16 protein-coding genes are annotated in these 16,841 nt (G+C 74.5%); 5 read left to right on the top strand and 11 right to left on the bottom strand.

All coding sequences use genetic code 11. The features are described from left to right. The first annotated feature begins 25 nt into the window (after positions 1–25). Positions 26–472, top strand: a complete 447-nt coding sequence (locus PV682_RS02630) for an Lrp/AsnC family transcriptional regulator (protein ID WP_055719669.1) — start codon at positions 26–28, stop codon at positions 470–472. Here PV682_RS02630 and PV682_RS02625 read toward each other — a convergent pair. The 5 genes from PV682_RS02625 to PV682_RS02605 all read right to left on the bottom strand — a co-directional run bounded on the left by PV682_RS02625 (position 466) and on the right by PV682_RS02605 (position 6,825). Continuing rightward, entirely contained in the window at positions 466–3,450 is a 2,985-nt protein-coding gene (locus PV682_RS02625; protein ID WP_319723508.1) for an SMC family ATPase, read from the bottom strand. The genes PV682_RS02630 and PV682_RS02625 overlap by 7 nt on opposite strands. Continuing rightward, positions 3,447–4,601, bottom strand: coding sequence for an exonuclease SbcCD subunit D (locus PV682_RS02620; RefSeq protein WP_319723506.1), 1,155 nt, complete (start codon positions 4,599–4,601; stop codon positions 3,447–3,449). The genes PV682_RS02625 and PV682_RS02620 overlap by 4 nt, the downstream gene beginning before the upstream one ends. Before the next feature lie 92 nt (positions 4,602–4,693). After that, entirely contained in the window at positions 4,694–5,320 is a 627-nt protein-coding gene (locus tag PV682_RS02615) for a YigZ family protein (RefSeq protein ID WP_319723504.1), read from the bottom strand. A gap of 24 nt (positions 5,321–5,344) precedes the next feature. After that, positions 5,345–5,860: a SixA phosphatase family protein gene (locus PV682_RS02610; RefSeq protein WP_319724183.1), complete on the bottom strand. Its 516-nt coding sequence runs from the start codon at positions 5,858–5,860 to the stop codon at positions 5,345–5,347. 236 nt (positions 5,861–6,096) lie between these two features. Beyond that, positions 6,097–6,825 carry a hypothetical protein gene (locus tag PV682_RS02605; RefSeq protein ID WP_319723502.1) on the bottom strand — a complete coding sequence of 243 codons (729 nt, stop codon included), beginning with the start codon at positions 6,823–6,825 and terminating at the stop codon, positions 6,097–6,099. A gap of 223 nt (positions 6,826–7,048) precedes the next feature. On the opposite strand from PV682_RS02605, the gene PV682_RS02600 reads away from it, so the two are divergent. Further along, a complete protein-coding gene (locus PV682_RS02600; protein ID WP_055722920.1) occupies positions 7,049–7,459 on the top strand; it encodes a CoA-binding protein in 411 nt (136 codons plus the stop codon). Positions 7,460–7,499: 40 nt separating this feature from the next. Further along, positions 7,500–8,699, top strand: coding sequence for a 4-hydroxybenzoate 3-monooxygenase (locus tag PV682_RS02595; protein WP_319723499.1), 1,200 nt, complete (start codon positions 7,500–7,502; stop codon positions 8,697–8,699). A gap of 38 nt (positions 8,700–8,737) precedes the next feature. Here the strand turns inward: PV682_RS02595 and PV682_RS02590 are convergent, their stop codons facing one another. Next, a complete protein-coding gene (locus PV682_RS02590; RefSeq protein WP_319723497.1) occupies positions 8,738–9,106 on the bottom strand; it encodes an ArsR/SmtB family transcription factor in 369 nt (122 codons plus the stop codon). 56 nt (positions 9,107–9,162) lie between these two features. Here PV682_RS02590 and PV682_RS02585 point away from each other — a divergent pair, with 56 nt between their 5' ends. Then, entirely contained in the window at positions 9,163–10,215 is a 1,053-nt protein-coding gene (locus PV682_RS02585; protein WP_319723495.1) for a cation diffusion facilitator family transporter, read from the top strand. Between the two features lie 454 nt (positions 10,216–10,669). On the opposite strand, the gene PV682_RS02580 is transcribed toward PV682_RS02585, so the two are convergent. The 3 genes from PV682_RS02580 to PV682_RS02570 all read right to left on the bottom strand — a co-directional run bounded on the left by PV682_RS02580 (position 10,670) and on the right by PV682_RS02570 (position 12,772). Continuing rightward, complete coding sequence (locus PV682_RS02580; RefSeq protein ID WP_319723493.1) at positions 10,670–11,230, bottom strand: YbaK/EbsC family protein; 561 nt, start codon at positions 11,228–11,230, stop codon at positions 10,670–10,672. Between the two features lie 159 nt (positions 11,231–11,389). Further along, positions 11,390–11,962 (bottom strand): helix-turn-helix domain-containing protein, encoded by a 573-nt coding sequence (locus PV682_RS02575; protein WP_319723491.1) that lies wholly within the window; start codon positions 11,960–11,962, stop codon positions 11,390–11,392. Positions 11,963–12,007: 45 nt separating this feature from the next. Then, positions 12,008–12,772: an acyltransferase gene (locus PV682_RS02570; RefSeq protein WP_319723488.1), complete on the bottom strand. Its 765-nt coding sequence runs from the start codon at positions 12,770–12,772 to the stop codon at positions 12,008–12,010. 100 nt (positions 12,773–12,872) lie between these two features. On the opposite strand from PV682_RS02570, the gene PV682_RS02565 reads away from it, so the two are divergent. After that, positions 12,873–13,403 carry a gamma carbonic anhydrase family protein gene (locus PV682_RS02565; protein WP_319723486.1) on the top strand — a complete coding sequence of 177 codons (531 nt, stop codon included), beginning with the start codon at positions 12,873–12,875 and terminating at the stop codon, positions 13,401–13,403. A 5-nt stretch (positions 13,404–13,408) separates the two neighbouring features. Here the strand turns inward: PV682_RS02565 and PV682_RS02560 are convergent, their stop codons facing one another. After that, the gene (locus PV682_RS02560; protein WP_319723484.1) at positions 13,409–14,059 is read right to left on the bottom strand and encodes a DedA family protein; all 651 of its coding nucleotides are present in this window, start codon (positions 14,057–14,059) and stop codon (positions 13,409–13,411) included. Positions 14,060–14,182: 123 nt separating this feature from the next. Next, entirely contained in the window at positions 14,183–16,537 is a 2,355-nt protein-coding gene (locus tag PV682_RS02555; RefSeq protein ID WP_319723482.1) for a beta-glucosidase family protein, read from the bottom strand. Positions 16,538–16,841: the final 304 nt, after the last annotated feature.

The raw sequence follows: 16,841 nt of genomic DNA, 5'->3' as shown, positions 1-16,841 counted from the left end.
GGGGATTCCCCGGCACTCTGGCCCCATGACCGCGTATTCCCCGGACGCCACCGACTGGCGCATCCTCGACGTCCTCCAGCGCGACGGCCGCGCCTCGTTCGCCGACCTCGCGCGCGCCGTGTCCATGTCGCCGAGCGCGGTGACGGAGCGGGTGCGGCGGCTGGAGGAGACCGGGGTGATCCAGGGGTACGCGGCGGTCGTCGACCCGGAGCGGCTCGGCCTGCCGATCCTGGCCTTCGTCCGGCTGCGCTACCCGAACGGCAACTACAAGCCGTTCCACGACCTGGTGGCGGTCACCCCGGAGATCCTGGAGGCGCACCACGTGACCGGCGACGACTGCTTCGTCATCAAGGTCACCGCCCGCTCGATGCGGCACCTGGAGGAGGTGTCGGGGAAGCTCGGCGCGCTCGGGTCGGTGACGACGAGCGTCGTCTACTCCTCGCCGCTGCCGCGCCGCCCGCTCGGTCAGTGACCGCGCCTGCGCAGCGTCGACCCGGTCCGCCCCTTCACCACCTCCAGCTGGGCGTGGATGCGCCGCCGCAGGTCCGCGACATGGCTGACGATGCCCACGCTGCGCTCGCGCTCGCGCAGTGAGTCCAGGACGTCGAGGACCTCGTCGAGGGTCTGGTCGTCGAGGCTGCCGAACCCCTCGTCGATGAACAGGGTGTCGAGCCGCACCCCGCCCGCCTCGTCGGTGACGACGTCCGCGAGCCCGAGCGCGAGCGCGAGAGACGCGAAGAACGTCTCCCCGCCGGACAGCGTCGCCGTGTCGCGCTCGCGCCCCGTCCAGGCGTCCACGACGTGCAGCCCGAGCCCGCTGCGCCCGCGCCCGGAGCGGTCGGCGGAGTGGACGAGGGTGTAGCGCCCGGACGACATCCGCTGGAGCCGTACGGTCGCGGCGGCGGCGACCTGCTCCAGGCGTGCGGCGAGCACGTACGCCTCCAGGCGCATCTTGCGTTCGTTGTCCGCCGAGGTGCCCGCCGTGAGCCCCGCGAGCCGGGCCACCCGGTCGTACTCCCGGCGCAGGGGCGCGAGGTGGCGTACGCCGCTTTCCGCGCGCGCGGAGAGGTGGTCCAGTTCCTCGCAGCGGCGGGCGGCGGCGTCCCGCGCGGAGGCGGCCCGGCGCAGGGCCTCGGCGGCGGCGGAGGCGCGTTCGGCGGCGCCAGTGACGTCGGCGGGCGGGCGGCGGGCGGCGGCTGCCGTCTCGGGTTCGGCGAGGACCGCGCGGACGGCGGACTCCTCGGCCTGCCAGGCGTCCAGGCGGTGTTGCAGGTCGCGGTGGACGTCGGGGGCGAGGAGGGCCTCGGCGGCCTCGCGGGGGGTGCCGAAGCCCGCCCGGTAGGCGGCCTCGGCGAGCCGCCCGTCGGCGTCCTTGAGGCGGCTCGCGCTCTCCTCGGCGGCGCGGACGGCGTCCGCCGCGCCGGTCAGCAGTCCGGCACGCCGCTCCAGATGGGCGGCGCGCGCGGCCACGCTCTCGGCGCTGCCGCGCGCCCGCGCCAACTCCTCTTCGAGGTCGGCCTGTTCACGCTCCAGGTTCTCGCGGTGGACGGCCCGCGAGGCGACGCGTACGGCCGCGTCGCGCTGGACGGCGATACGCCGCTCGCGCTCCTGCTCCGCGGCGTGCAGTTCCTCGCGCGCGGCGTGCAGGCCGGACGCCTCGCGGCGCGCGTGCGCGTACTGGCGTTCCAGTTCCTCGAACTCGGCGGCGAGGGTGGCGGTCGGGGTGTCGCCGGCCTCGGCGGAGGCGGCGGCGAGGGCCTGGCGGGCGTTGTTGAGGTGCTGTTCGTCCTCGCCGTGCCGTGCTTCCGCGCGCTGGAGGGCGTCCAGGGCGTTCTCCTCGGCGGCGCGGTCCACGTGTCCGGCGTCCTTGCGCGCGGGCGCGGGGTGCTCGGTGGCGCCGCAGACCGCACAGGGGGCGCCGTCGACGAGGCTCGCGGCGAGTTCGGCGGCGATGCCGTCGAGGCGCTGTTCCTTGAGGTCGAGCCAGCGCGCGCGGGCCTGCTGGGCGGCTTCGCCGGAGGTGAGCGCGCGCTGCTGGGCGGTTTCGACGTCGCGGGCGAGGCTGTCGCGGAGTTCGGCCGCCGCGAGCCTGTGGCGTGCCGGTTCGCGGCGCTCGGCGAGTTTCTCGGCCCGTGTGGTGGCGTCCTGCGCGGCGTCGACCCGGGCCTGGAGGGCCTCGCGGGTCGCGTCCCAGCCGGTGAGCCAGGTCTCGGCGTCGGTGAGGTCGGCCGCGTCGGCGCGCTCCTGGCGGTCCAGGGTCGCGCGTTCGCCGGTCAGTTCGGTGAGCCTGCGTTCCGCTCTGCGGGCCGATTCCAGGCCGCCGAGTTCCTCGGTGGTGCGGCGGGCCGCCGCCGCGAGGGTGACGGCGTCGGCCTCGCTGTCGGGCTGCGGGAGCAGCGCCCGCGCGCGGGCCTCGTCCCGCACGGCCCTGGCGTGTTCCGCGTCGGCCTCCTCGCGCAGGTCCAGCGCGGGCTTGACGGCCTCCGCCTTGCGCGCGCGGTCCATGCGGGCGCGGGCTTCCTCGTAGGCGCCGGAGCGTTCCTGGAGTCTGGTTGCCCTGGTCCGTGCTTCGTCGAAGCGGTGTTGGAGGCGCGCGAGCTCGCGTACCTCGTCCAGCGCGCGTTGCGCCTGGTGCTGGGCCTCGTCCGCCGCCGAGCGTCCGCAGTGGGCGATCGTGAGCTGCTCGCGCGCCGTGCTGCGGGCGATCGCCGCCGCCGCCAGGACCGCTTCCGCCAGCCCCGGTTCGCCCGGGGTGAGTTCAGGGAGGTCCATCGAGTCGCCCGCGGCCTGCTGCATACGGTGCGCGTCCGCGAGGAGAGTGGCGTCGCCGTCCTTGACGCGGGCCTCCGTGGTGCGGCGGCGGTCGGCGAGGCGTTTCTCGACCTCGGCGAAGCGCTGGGTGTCGAAGAGGCGGCCCAGGAGCTTGCCGCGGGCTTCCGCGTCCGCGCGCAGGAAGCGGGCGAAGTCGCCCTGCGGGAGGAGGACGACCTGGCAGAACTGTTCGCGGCTCATGCCGAGGAGCTGGGTGATCTCCTCGCCGATCTCCTGGTGGGAGCGGCTGAGGTCCTTCCAGGCGCCCGCCTTGTGCTCCCTGAGCCAGGTCTGGGCCTTGTCGAGGGTGGTGCCCGCGCCGCGCTTCTTGGGGCGCTGCCAGGGGGGTTGCCGGGTGATCTCCAGCCTGCGTCCGGCGACGGTGAGGTCGAGGACGACCTCCGTGCGGACGTCCGGGGCGGCGTGGTCGCTGCGCAGGGTGAGCCCTTGGCCGTTGTGCCGGTCGCCGGGGACGACGCCGTACAGGGCGTAGCAGACGGCGTCCAGGATCGAGGTCTTGCCGGCGCCCGTGGGGCCGTGCAGGAGGAAGAGGCCGGCGGTGGAGAGGGCGTCGAAGTCGACGGTCTGGGTGGCGCCGAAGGGGCCGAAGGCGGTGAGGGAGAGCCGGTGCAGCCTCATCGGGCCACCGCCTCCTGCGCGCGCACCGCGTCGAACGCCGCCCTCAGCACGCCCTGTTCGTCCGTGTCCGGGCCCGCTCCCCGTACGTGCGTCACGAAGTCCTCGGCGATCTCCTCGTCCGTTCGGCCCGCCAGGCGGCGCGCGTACGACGCCTCGGGGTCCTCCGGGGCGCGGTCGGGTGCGAAGACCAGGTTCAGGGTGTGGGGGAAGCGGGCCGTGAGGCGGGCCATGGGGTCGGTGGGGCGGACCGGGTCCGTGAGGGTCGCCTCCACCCAGGCGTCCTCGTGCCGCGCCAGCTCCGGGTCCGTCAGGAGGTGGTCCAGCGTGCCCCTGACGCGGGCCAGGGGCCTCGGGACGGGGCAGTCCACGCGGTCCGCCGTGACCTCACCGGCCGCGTCCAGGTCGATCAGCCACATGCTCTTGCGGTGCGTCGACTCCGAGAACGAGTACGGCAGGGGCGAGCCGGAGTAGCGGACGCGGGGGGTGAGGGTCTGGGCGCCGTGCAGGTGGCCCAGCGCGACGTAGTCGACGCCGTCGAAGACGCCCGCCGGGACGGAGGCGACGCCGCCGACCGTGATGTCCCGCTCGCTGTCGCTGGGCTGTCCGCCGGTGACGAAGGCGTGCGCGAGGACGACGGAGCGGGTGCCCGGCGCGCGCGTGGCGAGGTCGGCGCGGACACGGTCCATGGCGGCGGCGAGGACCGCTTCGTGCCCGGCCTTCTCGACGCCGAACTCGTCCTTCACGAGGGAGGGTTCGAGGTACGGGAGGCCGTAGAAGGCGACGTCCCCGTGCGCGTCCGGGACGATCACCGGGGTGCCCGCCGACGCGGGGTCCGTGCGCAGGTGGATGCCCGCGCGGTCGATGAGCCCGGAGCCGACGCCGAGGCGGCGGGCCGAGTCGTGGTTGCCGGAGATCAGCACCGTCGGCACGCCCAGGGCGGCCAACTGGTGCAGGGCGTCGTCGAACAGCTCCACCGCCGCGAGGGACGGGACCGCGCGGTCGTACACGTCCCCCGACACGACCACCGCGTCGACCTCGCGTTCGCGCGCGGTCGCCACGAGGTGGGCGATGAATCCGGCCTGGGCGCCGAGCATGTCCACCCGGTGGAACGCCCGGCCCAGATGCCAGTCGGAAGTGTGCAGGAGCCTCATGGTCACCGAGGTTAACGGCCGGGTCCGACATCCCGTGCGGCGTCAGTGACATCGGGGGTTGCCGAGGCTCTCACCCGCCCCTTCACGCCCCCTCACACCTCCCCGTACGCCTCTCCGCCCAGTTCGAAGCCGGCCGTCCCCGCCGTCGCGTCCGCGAGCCAGCTCCGGAAGGCGTCCACATCGGCGTCGGGCAGCCCGATCCCGATCGTGACGGCCTCCCCGTACCGGACGTCGCGGACCTCGCGCCCGGTCGCGCGCAGGTCGTTCTGGAGCTTGCCCGCGCGCTGGTGGTCGACGGTGAGGGTGGCGAGGCGGAAGCGGCGCCGGGTGATCGTGCCGAGGGTGTCGATGGCCTCGCCGACCGCGCCGCCGTAGGCGCGGATGAGGCCGCCCGCGCCGAGTTTGACGCCGCCGAAGTAGCGGGTGACGACGGCGACGACGTACCGCATGTCCCTGCGGGTCAGCATCTGGAGCATGGGGAGCCCGGCGGTGCCGCCCGGTTCGCCGTCGTCGCTGGCCTTCTGCACGGACGCGTCGGCGCCGATGACGTACGCCCAGCAGTTGTGCGTGGCGTCGGCATGCTCCTTGCGGACGGACGCGATGAAGTCCTGGGCCTCCTGCTCGGTGGCCGCCGGGGCGAGCGCGCACAGGAAGCGGGAGCGGTTGACCTCGGTCTCGTGCACGCCCGCGCGGGCGACGGTTCGGTACTCGTCCTGCATCCGGTCAGCCTACGGGGCGTCCGGTCAGGGCTTCCTCCCGCGCGGGACGGTCACCGACGTCAGGAGCGCCGTCCCCCGCGCGAGCGTGCGCCAGGTCGCCGCGTGCCAGGCGAGGACGGCGATAGCGGAGGTGGGGAACTTCACGGCGACCCGCTCCAGGGTGTCGTCCACGCCGTCGCCCGCGAGGTCCAGGACCAGGTCCTCCAGGCCGGGGTTGTGGCCGACCAGCAGGAGCGTCTCGACCTCGGGCGGCGTCTCGCGCAGGACGTCCAGGATCTCGGCGACATCGGCGCCGTACAGGCGGGCGTCATGGCGTACGGGAGGCGGGGTGCCCCACTCCGCCGACGCCAGCTCCCAGGTACGGCGGGCGCGTTCGGCTGTCGAGCACAGGGCGAGGTCGGGCAGACAGTCGGCCTCGGCGAGCGCCCGCCCGGCGGCGGGGGCGTCCCGCAGACCCCGGGGCCCGAGAGGACGGTCATGATCGGGCACCCCGTCGGGCCAGGCGGACTTCGCATGCCGCAGAACGACCAGCCGACGCAGGGCACCGGCACCGGCGGGGACGAAGCGGCTCTCCTGGGCGCGCGTGGAGCCGACGCCGTCGCCTTCTGCGGCACCCCCAGCGCGGGCGCGCGCGAAACCGACGCCGCTCCCCTCCTGGCCATCTCCCGCGCGGGCACGGTCGGCATGGGCGTCGCCGCCTTCTCCGACACTTCCGGCGCGGGCGCGCACCAGGCCGACACCGCTCACGCCACCTCCCGCGTACGCGCGCGGCGCGTTCACGCCAGGGTCCCGAGGTCGCGGGCGAGGTCGAGGCCGAGGAGGCGGTCGGCGTACATGTACGTCTCGAAGCGGGCGCCGTCGGGGAGGGCGGGGTCGGTCTCGACGGCGCGCAGGACGGTGAGGACCGCCGGGATGTCGAGGTCGTCCTCCCAGGCGTGGCGCAGGCGCGCGCGTACGGGGTCGGGGACCGGGCGTGAGGGGCGGCGGGCCCAGTCGGCTACGGCGTGCCGCCAGCGCGCCAGCGTCTCGCGGGCCTCGCGCACCGCGTCCTCGTCGAGCCTGAGGGCCGTCCCCCGGCGCACGGCGAGCAGCGCGAGGCGCAAGGCGGCCGGGTCGGTGTCCCTGGCCGCCGAGGGGCTCGTCACGCCCTCCACGGGGGCCACGGCGAGCACCAGCCCGTCGGGCCCGGCGGCGCCTTCCTGCGCGACGTGCACCACCTGGGCCTCCCCGAGTCCCGCCCCGACGTCCCGGCTGTCCTCGAAGGGCCGCGCCCCGAGCGCCACCGCCCCGGCCCGCAGCTCGGCCTGGTCCCGCTCCCCGGTGAGCAGCGCCCACACGGGCGTGCCGCCGAGTTCGAGCGCCCGCACGAGGAGGTCGGCGACGAGCAGCACCCTCAGCGATCCCGTCCCGTACCCCGAGGCATGCACCTCGACGCGGGTGAGACCACGGCGGACAGGGGCTGCGGAGACGGACTGGCCGGTACGGGCGTCGATGATGCGGAGCACGGGGCGAGCGTAGGCGGCCCGGCGCCCGCGCGCAGTTCGATGGAGCGGAAACGACGGGAAAGGCACGGAAACAGGACACCGGTGACACGTCCCGCCCGCGCGCGGGCCGTCGCCGCCCGAGCCCCGGCCGCCCTCCCGCGCGCGTACGGCCGCCCCGGAATCCCCCGCCACCTCCGGAGGTTGGCACCAACGACACTTCTTCCGCGTCCCCTGGAGGCCACCCGTGTACGGCGACGAGGCAACGATCCGCAAGATCCTCACCGAGAGCGGCGACACCTGGGCCGTGGTGGGCCTGTCGACGAACCCCGCGCGCGCGGCGTACGGGGTCGCCGAGGTGCTCCAGCGGTTCGGGAAGCGGGTCGTACCGGTGCACCCGAAGGCGGAGACGGTGCACGGGGAGCAGGGGTACGCGTCCCTCGCGGAGATCCCGTTCCCCGTGGACGTGGTGGACGTGTTCGTGAACAGCGACCTCGCGGGCGCGGTGGCCGACGAGGCCGTGGCGAAGGGCGCGAAGGCGGTGTGGTTCCAGCTGGGCGTGGTCGACGAGGACGCGTACGCGCGCACGCGTGCGCAGGGCGTCGACATGGTCATGGACCGCTGCCCCGCGATCGAGATCCCCAGGCTGGGCCGGTAGGGCCGAGGGCGTTGTCGGACCCGGCGGCCATACTGGCGGTGTGAACTCACCGTCCCCCGAACGCGTCCCGGTCGTCGTCATCGGCGCAGGTCCCGCAGGGCTCGCCGTCGGCACGATCCTGCGGGCCGCGTCGGTGGACTGCGTGGTGCTGGAGGCGGAGAGCCGCGCGTTCATCGAACAGCGCCCGCGCGCGGGCGTGCTGGAGGAGTGGGCGGTGCGCGCGCTGGACCGCCGGGGCCTGGCGCACCGCCTGCTGGAGCGGGCCGAGCGGCACACGGCGTGCGAGTTCCGCTTCGGCGGCGTCGGATACCGCTTCGCGTACGGCGAGCTGACGGGCCGCCACCACTACGTGTACCCGCAGCAGTTGCTGGTCACGGACCTCGTCCGGGAGTACGCGGACGTGCGCGCCGGGGACGCCCGTTTCGGGGTCCGGGACGTCGGGATCGACGGCCTCACGACGGGGCGCCCCACGGTGTCGTACACCGACCCCACGGGCGAACGGCGGCTGCTGCACTGCGACTTCGTGGTCGGCGCGGACGGCGCGCGCGGGGTGAGCCGGGCGGCGATACCGGAGGGGCACGCGCGGGTGGCCCGGCACGACTACGGCATCGGCTGGCTGGCGCTCCTCGCGCAGGCGCCGCCGTCCTCGGACTGTGTGCTGTTCGGCGTGCATCCGGACGGGTTCGCCGGGCACATGGCGCGCAGCCCCGAGGTGACCCGGTACTACCTCCAGTGCCCGCCCGGGGACGACCCGGACGACTGGCCGCCGGAGCGCGTGTGGGCGGCCCTGCGGACGCGCCTCGCGGCGGCCGGCGCCCCCTCGCCCACCGAGGGCGAGCTGATCGAGAAGCGCGTCCTGGACATGCACGACTACGTGGTCGAGCCGATGACGTACGGGCGGCTCTTCCTCGCCGGGGACGCGGCGCACCTGATCGCGCCGATCGCCGCGAAGGGCCTGAACCTCGCGCTGCACGACGCGTTCCTGCTCGGCGACGCGCTGGTGGCCTACCTGCTGCGGGGCGACGGGCGGGGGCTCGACGGGTACTCGGACGCGTGCCTGCGCCGCGTGTGGGACTACCAGGAGTTCTCGCAGTGGCTGTCGGAGGTCTACCACGGCTCCGCGAGCGGTGACCCCTTCCGCGCGGGGACGTCGTTCGCGCGGCTGCGGCGGCTGTTCACGTCACCGGCGGCGGCCACGGCGTTCGCGGAGCAGTACCTGGGCAGCGCCGAGCACTACTGAGCCGGGCACTACTGAGGCGAGCACCACCGAGGCGAGCACTACTGAGGCGGCGTGTCCGAGCCCGTCTCGGTCATCCGGTGGTCCGCCACGTTCAGTGCCTCCGCGACCAGCCGTTCCAGGTGGCTGTGGCGCAGCGAGTAGATCACCCGCCGTCCCTCCTTGCGCGTGGCCACCAGCCCCGCCAGCCGCAGCCGCGCGAGGTGCTGGCTCACCGCCGGACGGGCCGCGCCGCACACCTCCGTGAGCGTCCCGACGTCCGCCTCGCCCTCCTTCAGGGCGTGCAGCAGGGTCAGGCGGGTGCGGTCGCCCAGCAGCGCGAGGAGTTCGGCGGCGAGGGCGAACTGTTCCTCGCCCGGGGTGTGTGGGTGCACATGGTGCGCAGATGAAAGGTGCATGCGTGCGCTCATACGCACATAATGCGGCGGAGGGCGGGGTAAGTCCAGGGCGAGGGAAGGGGAACACGATGAGCGGACAGCACCACCACGGGCACGAGCACCCGCGGGGACACGAGCACGGACACACGCATCCGCACCCCATCCGCCACCGCCTGGCCCACCTCCTGCGCCCCCACTCCCACGAGACCGCCGATAAGCTGGACCCCGCCCTGGAGTCCTCCGCGCGTGGCATGCGCGCCCTGTGGATCTCGCTCGCGGTCCTCGGCCTGACCGCCCTCACCCAGGCCGCCGTCGTCGCCGTCTCCGGCTCCGTAGCGCTCCTCGGCGACACCGTGCACAACGCGGCGGACGCGCTCACCGCCGTCCCCCTGGGCATCGCCTTCGTCCTGGGCCGCCGCGCGGCGACCCGGCGCTTCACGTACGGCTACGGCCGGGCCGAGGACCTCGCGGGCATCGTGATCGTGCTGACGATCGCGGCGTCGGCGGCGTTCGCGGGGTGGGCGGCGCTGGACCGGCTCCTGGACCCGCGTCCCGTCGACCACGTCGGGGCGGTGGCCGTCGCCGCGCTGGCCGGTTTCGCCGGGAACGAGTGGGTGGCCCGCTACCGCATCCGCGTCGGCCGCGAGATCGGCTCGGCCGCGCTGGTCGCCGACGGCCTGCACGCCCGCACGGACGGGTTCACCTCGCTCGCGGTGCTGCTCGGCGCGGGCGGCTCCGCCCTGGGCTGGCAACTCGCCGACCCCATCGTGGGGTTGGCGATCACGGCGGCCATCGTCCTCGTCCTGCGCGACGCCGCGCGCGAGGTGTTCCGGCGCGTCATGGACGCGGTCGACCCGGCCCTCACGGACCGCGCGGAAGCGGCCCTCCGTGAGGTCCACGGCGTGCGCGACGTCAGCGAGTTGCGCCTGCGCTGGATAGGCCACCGCCTGCGCGCGGAGGTCGCGCTCGTGGTGGACGGCGAGGCGACGCTCCGCGCGGCCCACGAGATCGCGGTGAACGCGGAACACGCCCTCCTGCACGCCGTCCCCCGCCTCACAGCAGCCCTGGTCCACGCGGACCCGGCACCACAACAGGGCCTCGCGGACCCGCACTTGAGGCTGGCGCACCATGCCCGGGCGTGAGCGCGAGGGGCCGCGCCCCCGGGGAGCCGCCGGACGAGCCGGGTCAGCCGCCGGACCGAGCCCCACCGAACACCCCAGGGCAGCCGCCGAACCGCGCCTCGCCGCGCGAGCCGGGTTGGCCGTGCAGCAGTTCCTCGCCGAGCAGGCCAGGTCGGCAGGCGGCCCGAGCCTCGCCGAGCAGGCCACCTCGACCGTCGAACCCAGCCCCACCAAACACCCCGCCTCGGCCATCAAACCCAGCCTCGCCGAGCGAGCCACGCCGACCGGGCCCGGCCAAGGCGCCCCGCCCACGCGCCCCCGGCCAAGTGGGGCCCCGCCGAACGAACTTCACCCACCAGCGAGCCCCACCCCCACAACACCGCCCCGCCCCACCCTGCCGCCCCGCTACACCACGCCGCCCCACCTCACCTCGCCCCTCACCACGCCGCCCCTCACCCCACCCACCGACTCCCCCTCAACCCTCAACCCCCACCCCCTCCACCACCACAGCCCCCGCCAGCTCCCCCAACGCCTTCCCCGGCACCAGCAGCTTCCCCCGCCGCCGCCCGCTCCCCACCAGCACCCACGGCAGCTCCACCACGGCCGCGTCCACCAACAGCGGCCACCCGCCCGGCAGTCCGATCGGCGTGATCCCCCCGTACTCCATCCCGGACTCCCCGGTGGCGACGTCCATCGACGCGAACGACGCCTTGCGGGCGCCCAGTCGGCGCCGGACCACACCGTTGACGTCCACCCGCGTGGTCGACAGCACCAGGCACGCGGCCAGGGTCGTCTCCCCGCCCCGCTTGCCCGCGACCACCACGCAGTTCGCCGACTGCTCCAGCAGCTCGCGCCCGTAGTGCTCGACGAAGACAGCGGTGTCGGCCCACTGCGGATCGGTCTCGACGTACAGGATCTGGTCCGCGGGGACGCTCGCGGACCAGCCGCGTACGGCGTCGGCGACGGGGCCGGCCAGGTCGTCGAGGCAGTCGGGAGCGGGGGTCGCGGTGTCGAAGTCTCCGATGGGTGCGCGCATGGCCGCACGCTAACAGCAGCCACCGCGACGGGCCGCGCCGCCCGGAACCACCCCCAGGAGCATGCCAGCGAACCCTCCCGGAACCACCCCCAGGAGCACGCCGGCGAACCCTCCCGGATGCACGCCCGCCGCCCCTCCCAGGAACCCGTCCGGGAAGCCTCAGGACACCGGCGGGACCGAGACCGCGAGGACCAGGACGGCCGGCACGGCACCCTGATTGCCGTACGTATGAGGGTTGTTCGCGTCGAACGTCGCGCTCGCCCCGGCCGGTACGCGGTACTCCGTGTCGTCGACCGTGAGGGTCAGTTCGCCGGAGGTGACGTGGAGTAGTTCGACGGTCCCGGCGGGATGCGGCTCGGACGTGCTGCTCTCGCCCGGCATGAGCTTCCACTCCCACAGCTCGACGGGCCCGGGCGCCTCCGTGCCCGCGAGGAGGCGGCTGTAGCTGCCCGCGTCGGTGTGCCACAGGCGTACCGCGTCCTCGCCGGGGACGACGCGGACCTTCGCGCCCCGCTCGTAGTCGAGGAGGGTCGTGATGCTGACGCCGAGCGCGTCGCCGATCTTCACGACCGTGCCGATGCTCGGGTTGGTGCGGGCCTGCTCGATCTGGATGAGCATCCCCCGGCTCACCCCGGCCCGCGCGGCGAGGACGTCGAGGGTGAAGCCGCGTACGGCCCGCCAGTGCTTGACGTTGCGTGCCAGGTACTGGGTCAGCAGTTCGAGGTCCGCCACGATCCATCCACTTCAGGGCCGGTACTTGGGAAGCGCCGAGTCTACTCAGCGCTCCGGTTCGAGCCGCGCCAGCCCCGCCACGGCCTCCTCGTCAAGACCGGAGAGCGCGACGAGTTCCTCGGAGGTGACGCCCTCGGGGATCGGCACGGGCGGGGGCGTACGCAGCGGCGGCTGCCAGCCCCCGTCGGAGGTCCAGCGGCGGACGACCCGCGCGGGCGCGCCCGCGACGACCGCGTGGTCGGGGACCTCGCCCCGGACCACGGCGCCGGCGGCGACGACCACGTTCCGGCCGATCCGCGCGCCCGGGAGGATCACCGCGCCGGTGCCGATCCAGCAGCCGGGGCCGATCTCGACGGGCTCCATGCGGGGCCACTGCTTGCCTATCGGCTCGTGGGGATCGTCGTACGAATGGTTCGTGGACGTGACGTACACGTACGGCCCGACGTAGCAGTCGCTGCCGATCGTCACCGTCGTGTCCGCGATGACGTGGCTGCCCCGGCCGAGGACGACGCCGTCGCCGATGCGCAGGATCGGGTCGGGGCCGAGGTCGAGGTCGGGCATGAGACCGGCCGTCAGCGTGACCTGTTCGGCGACGATGCAGTGGGAGCCGAGGTGGATCCAGGGCTCGCCGAAGACCGTACCGAGCGGGAACGCGAGGCGGGTGTGCTCGCCGATGGCGCCGAACCGCAGCCGTCCGGGGCGCTCGGCGGTGACCGCGCCCGTGCTGCGCACCCACTCCCATCCGGCGTGCACGGCGCGCTGGGCGAGACGGCGCCGCCAGGACGAGAACGTGTTCTTGGGCTTCGGCACGCGCCCACCGTAGTCGTCCGCGCACGCCCCCGCCCTGTGATCTTCACCCCACCCCCGGTGGCGTACGGTGCGGTGACACCAGCGACACGAGGAGGCGTCGATGACGCAGCGGGCTCTGATCACGGGCATCGGGGGCAGGGAGCCGAAGATCGACGGCGAGGCGTTCGTCGCGCCGACGGCGAGCGTGATCGGGGACGTGACGCTCGGGGCGGGCGCGAGCGTCTGGTACGGGGCCGTGCTGCGCGGGGACGTCGAGTCCATCGCGGTCGGCGCGGCCAGCAACGTGCAGGACAACTGCACGCTGCACGCGGACCCCGGGTTCCCGGTGACCATCGGGGAGCGCGTGTCGGTCGGCCACAACGCGGTCGTGCACGGGGCGACGGTCGAGGACGACTGCCTGGTCGGGATGGGGGCGACCGTCCTCAACGGGGCGGTGATCGGGGCGGGTTCACTGATCGCCGCGCAGGCGCTGGTCCCGCAGGGGATGGTCGTCCCGCCCGGTTCACTGGTCGCGGGCGTCCCCGCGAAGGTGCGGCGCGAACTGACCGCCGAGGAGCGCGACGGGGTCACGCTCAACGGCACGGCGTACGCCGAACTGGCCAAGGCGCACAAGGAAGTTCACGGCGACTAGACCGTTCACTCGGCTGCGGGAACCGGCTCCGCGCCCTCGGCGTTCCCCTGCGCCTGCGCCTTCTTCGCCTTCCGCTTCAGCACCAGCATCGACGTGACCCCGATGAGCAGCGCGAGGACGAGACCCAGCCACGAGAACCGCTTGAGCCAGTCCTCGGCGACGATCCCGACGTAGTAGATGACGGCGGTGGTGCCCCCGGCCCAGGCGATCCCGCCGAGGACGTTCGCCGTGAGGAACTTCCAGTACGGCATGTGCAGCACCCCGGCCAGCGGTCCGGCGAAGATCCGCAGGAGGGCGACGAAGCGGCCGAAGAAGACCGCCCACATGCCCCACTTCTCGAAGGAGCGCTCGGCGGTCGCGATGTGCCCGGCGCTGAAGTGGCGCGGGAACTTCCTGCCCAGCCAGGCGAGCAGCGGCCGTCCGCCCTTGCGGCCGATCGCGTAGCCGATGGAGTCGCCGACGACGGCGCCGACGGTCGCGCAGGCGCCGAGGACGATCGGGTTGACGCCCGCGTGCTGGGAGGAGAGCAGCGCGGCCGAGACGAGGATGATCTCGCCGGGCAGCGGAATGCCGAGGCTCTCCAGCCCGATGACCAGCCCCACCACCGCGTACACGGCGGCCGGAGGCACCGAGTCGAGCCACTCCTGGACGTGCACCGCCGGGTTCCTTCCGTTGGACGTCGACGAACCCCGCGAGCCTACCGAACGCGCGGGGGTGGAGCGGGCCGCACCTCGGGGCCGGGCCCCCACCGCTTCAACGACGTCTGCGCGACCGGAGCCTCACACCTCCACCCGGGCCCGCAGCCGCAGTTCCCCCGCGGACGCCCCCACCCACACGGTCCGCGCCCCCGTCCCCAGCACCCACGCGCCTCGCCCCGGGTCCCACGACGACAGCGTCCGCGCCGCCACCTCCACCCGGACCCGCCGCCGCTCCCCCGCCCGCAGCGCCACCCGCCGGTACCCGGCCAGCACGCGCACGGCCTGCGGGACGGTGACGTCCGGCGAGGGACCCACGTACACCTGCGGCACGTCCACCCCGTCCCGCCCGCCCGTGTTGACGACCGTGAACTCCACGCCGATGCCGTGCCCGTCGGCGCTCACCGCGAGGTCGCTGTACGCGAACGACGTGTACGACAGCCCGTGCCCGAAGGGGAACAGCGGGCGCACGCCCCGCGCGTCGTACCAGCGGTAGCCCGTGTGCACGCCCTCCGAGTACTCGACGACCCCGTCCGCGCCGGGGTAGCGGCGCGCGTCCCCGGCGACGGGGTGGTGCGTGTCGTCGACGGGGAACGACTGGGTGAGCCGTCCGCCCGGGTCGCAGTCCCCGGCGAGGACGGCGGCCGTCGCGGCGGCGCCCTCCTGGCCGGGGTAGTACATCTGGAGAACCGCGCCGGTCCGCGCCAGCCACGGCATGGCCGTCGCGGAGGACGTGTTCAGGACGACGGTCGTGCGCGGGTTGGCCTCGGTCACCGCCTCGATCAGGCGCTCCTGGTTGCCGGGGAGGGCGAGGGTCGTGCGGTCGAGGGACTCGGTGGCGTCCTCGTACGCGAACAGGACGACCTGGTCGGCGGCGCGGGCCGCGGCCACGGCTTCGGCGACGTCCCGCGCGCGGGTGGCCTCCGTGATGCACCGGATACGGAAGCGCCCGCCGCCGGTGATCTTGAGGGTGTGTTCGCCGGGTGCGAGCCGGCGGGTGGCGCGGCGGACGGTCATGCCGTCGGGGGCGGTGGTCGTGAGGCCGCCGACGAAGTACTCGGCCCAGCCGGGGGCGAGCGGGAAGAGTTCCTCGCCGTCGAGGAGGACTTTCGGCCGTTCGACCGGGGAGCCGGTGAAGTGCAGGACGAAGGTGTGCTCGCCCTCGCCGGTGAACACGCCCGACTCGCCGAGCGCCAGGTCCTTCCCGAACAGGTCCTCCCCGAGCGCGTACGTCACCTCCCCCATCCGCCGCCTGATCGCCGCGAGCGGGCTCTGCGCACCCGCGCTGACGACGTGCGCGCTGCCCCCGCCGCTGACGAAGGGGTAGTCGGCACTGGCCCCGATCACCGCGACCGACCCGGCGCGCAGGGGCAGGGTCCCGTTCATGTTGCGCAGCAGGGTCGCCCCCGCCTTGGCGACCTCCAGCGCGACGGCCGCGCCCGCCTCGGCGTCCCGCGCGGGCCGTACGGCCGCGTCGAAGTGCCCGAACCGCTCCCGTACGGCGAGGATCCGCCGTACCGCCCGGTCGACGTACGCCTCCGGGACCTCCCCGCTGGTGACCGCCGCCTTCAGCGCGGCCCCGAAGTACGCCCCGTCCGGCATCTCCATGTCGAGCCCGGCCCGCAGGGAGGCGGCGGTGCTGTGCGCGGCGTTCCAGTCGGTCATGACCCAGCCGGTGAAGCCCCAGCGGTCGCGCAGGAGGCCGGTGAGGAGGCGCTCGTTCTCGCAGGCGTAGGTGCCGTCGACCTTGTTGTAGGCGCCCATGACACAGCCGACGCGTGCGGCGACGGCGGCTTCGAAACCCCGCGCCTCGACCTCGTACAGCGTCTGTTCGTCGACCCTGACGTCGACGTTCTCGCGGTCCGCCTCCTGGTTGTTCAGCGCGAAGTGCTTGACGGTGGCGATCAGCCCCTCGCCCTGGATGCCCTCGATCTCGGCGGCGACGAGGTCGGCGGCGAGCAGCGGGTCCTCGGTGAACGTCTCGAAGTTCCGGCCCCCGTACGGGGTACGCAGCAGGTTGACCATCGGCGAGAGCAGTACGTCCTGCCCGAGCGCCCGCCCCTCACGCCCGATGACCTGCCCGTACCGGCGCGCGAGGTCCGGATCGAAGGCCGAGGCGAGCAGCACGGGCGCGGGCAGCGCGGTGGCGGGCGCGGACACCCTCACCCCGGCCGGCCCGTCGGCGAGCCGCAGCGGCGGAATGCCGAGCCGGGGCACGCCGGGCAGGTATCCGGCCTGGCCGAGGGGCTCGGGATCGAGGGCGCCGTGCAGGAGGCCGAGCTTCTCGTCGAGGGTGAGGCGGGATACGAGGCTGTCGACGCGACCGCCGGCCACGACGGCCCCCTCTTCCTCGCCGGTCGCCCACGCCCGCGCGGGGGACGCGGCCCCGGCGGCGGCGAGGAAGGCGAGGAGAGTGCGCCGGGAGACGGGGGAGGGCATGGGGCGGGACTCCTTCGGGGCGGGGCGCGGGGCGCGGTGCGCTGAGAGGCGGGACACCGAGGGGCGGGGCGCTGGGGGCAGGGGCGTCGAGGGGCGGGGGCGTCGAGGCTGATCGTCGGACCTTGCACGGCACTATGCGCCGACACCGGCCCGACGATCAGCCGGACACACCACGAACCCGCCGAACCACCCCGCCTCTCGCCCCGTCAGCCCCTGGACACGCCCCGGGCCAGCCCACCGAGCACGCCGGACACCTGCCCGACGCCGCTGGACACCTGCCCCGCCGCCCCGGAAGCCCGCACGA

This window comes from Streptomyces niveiscabiei, from assembly GCF_033794345.1.
Classification (GTDB): domain Bacteria; phylum Actinomycetota; class Actinomycetes; order Streptomycetales; family Streptomycetaceae; genus Streptomyces; species Streptomyces niveiscabiei.
The sequence above is the reverse complement of the archived record's forward strand: the minus strand, read 5'-3'. Positions and strand labels throughout refer to the sequence as shown.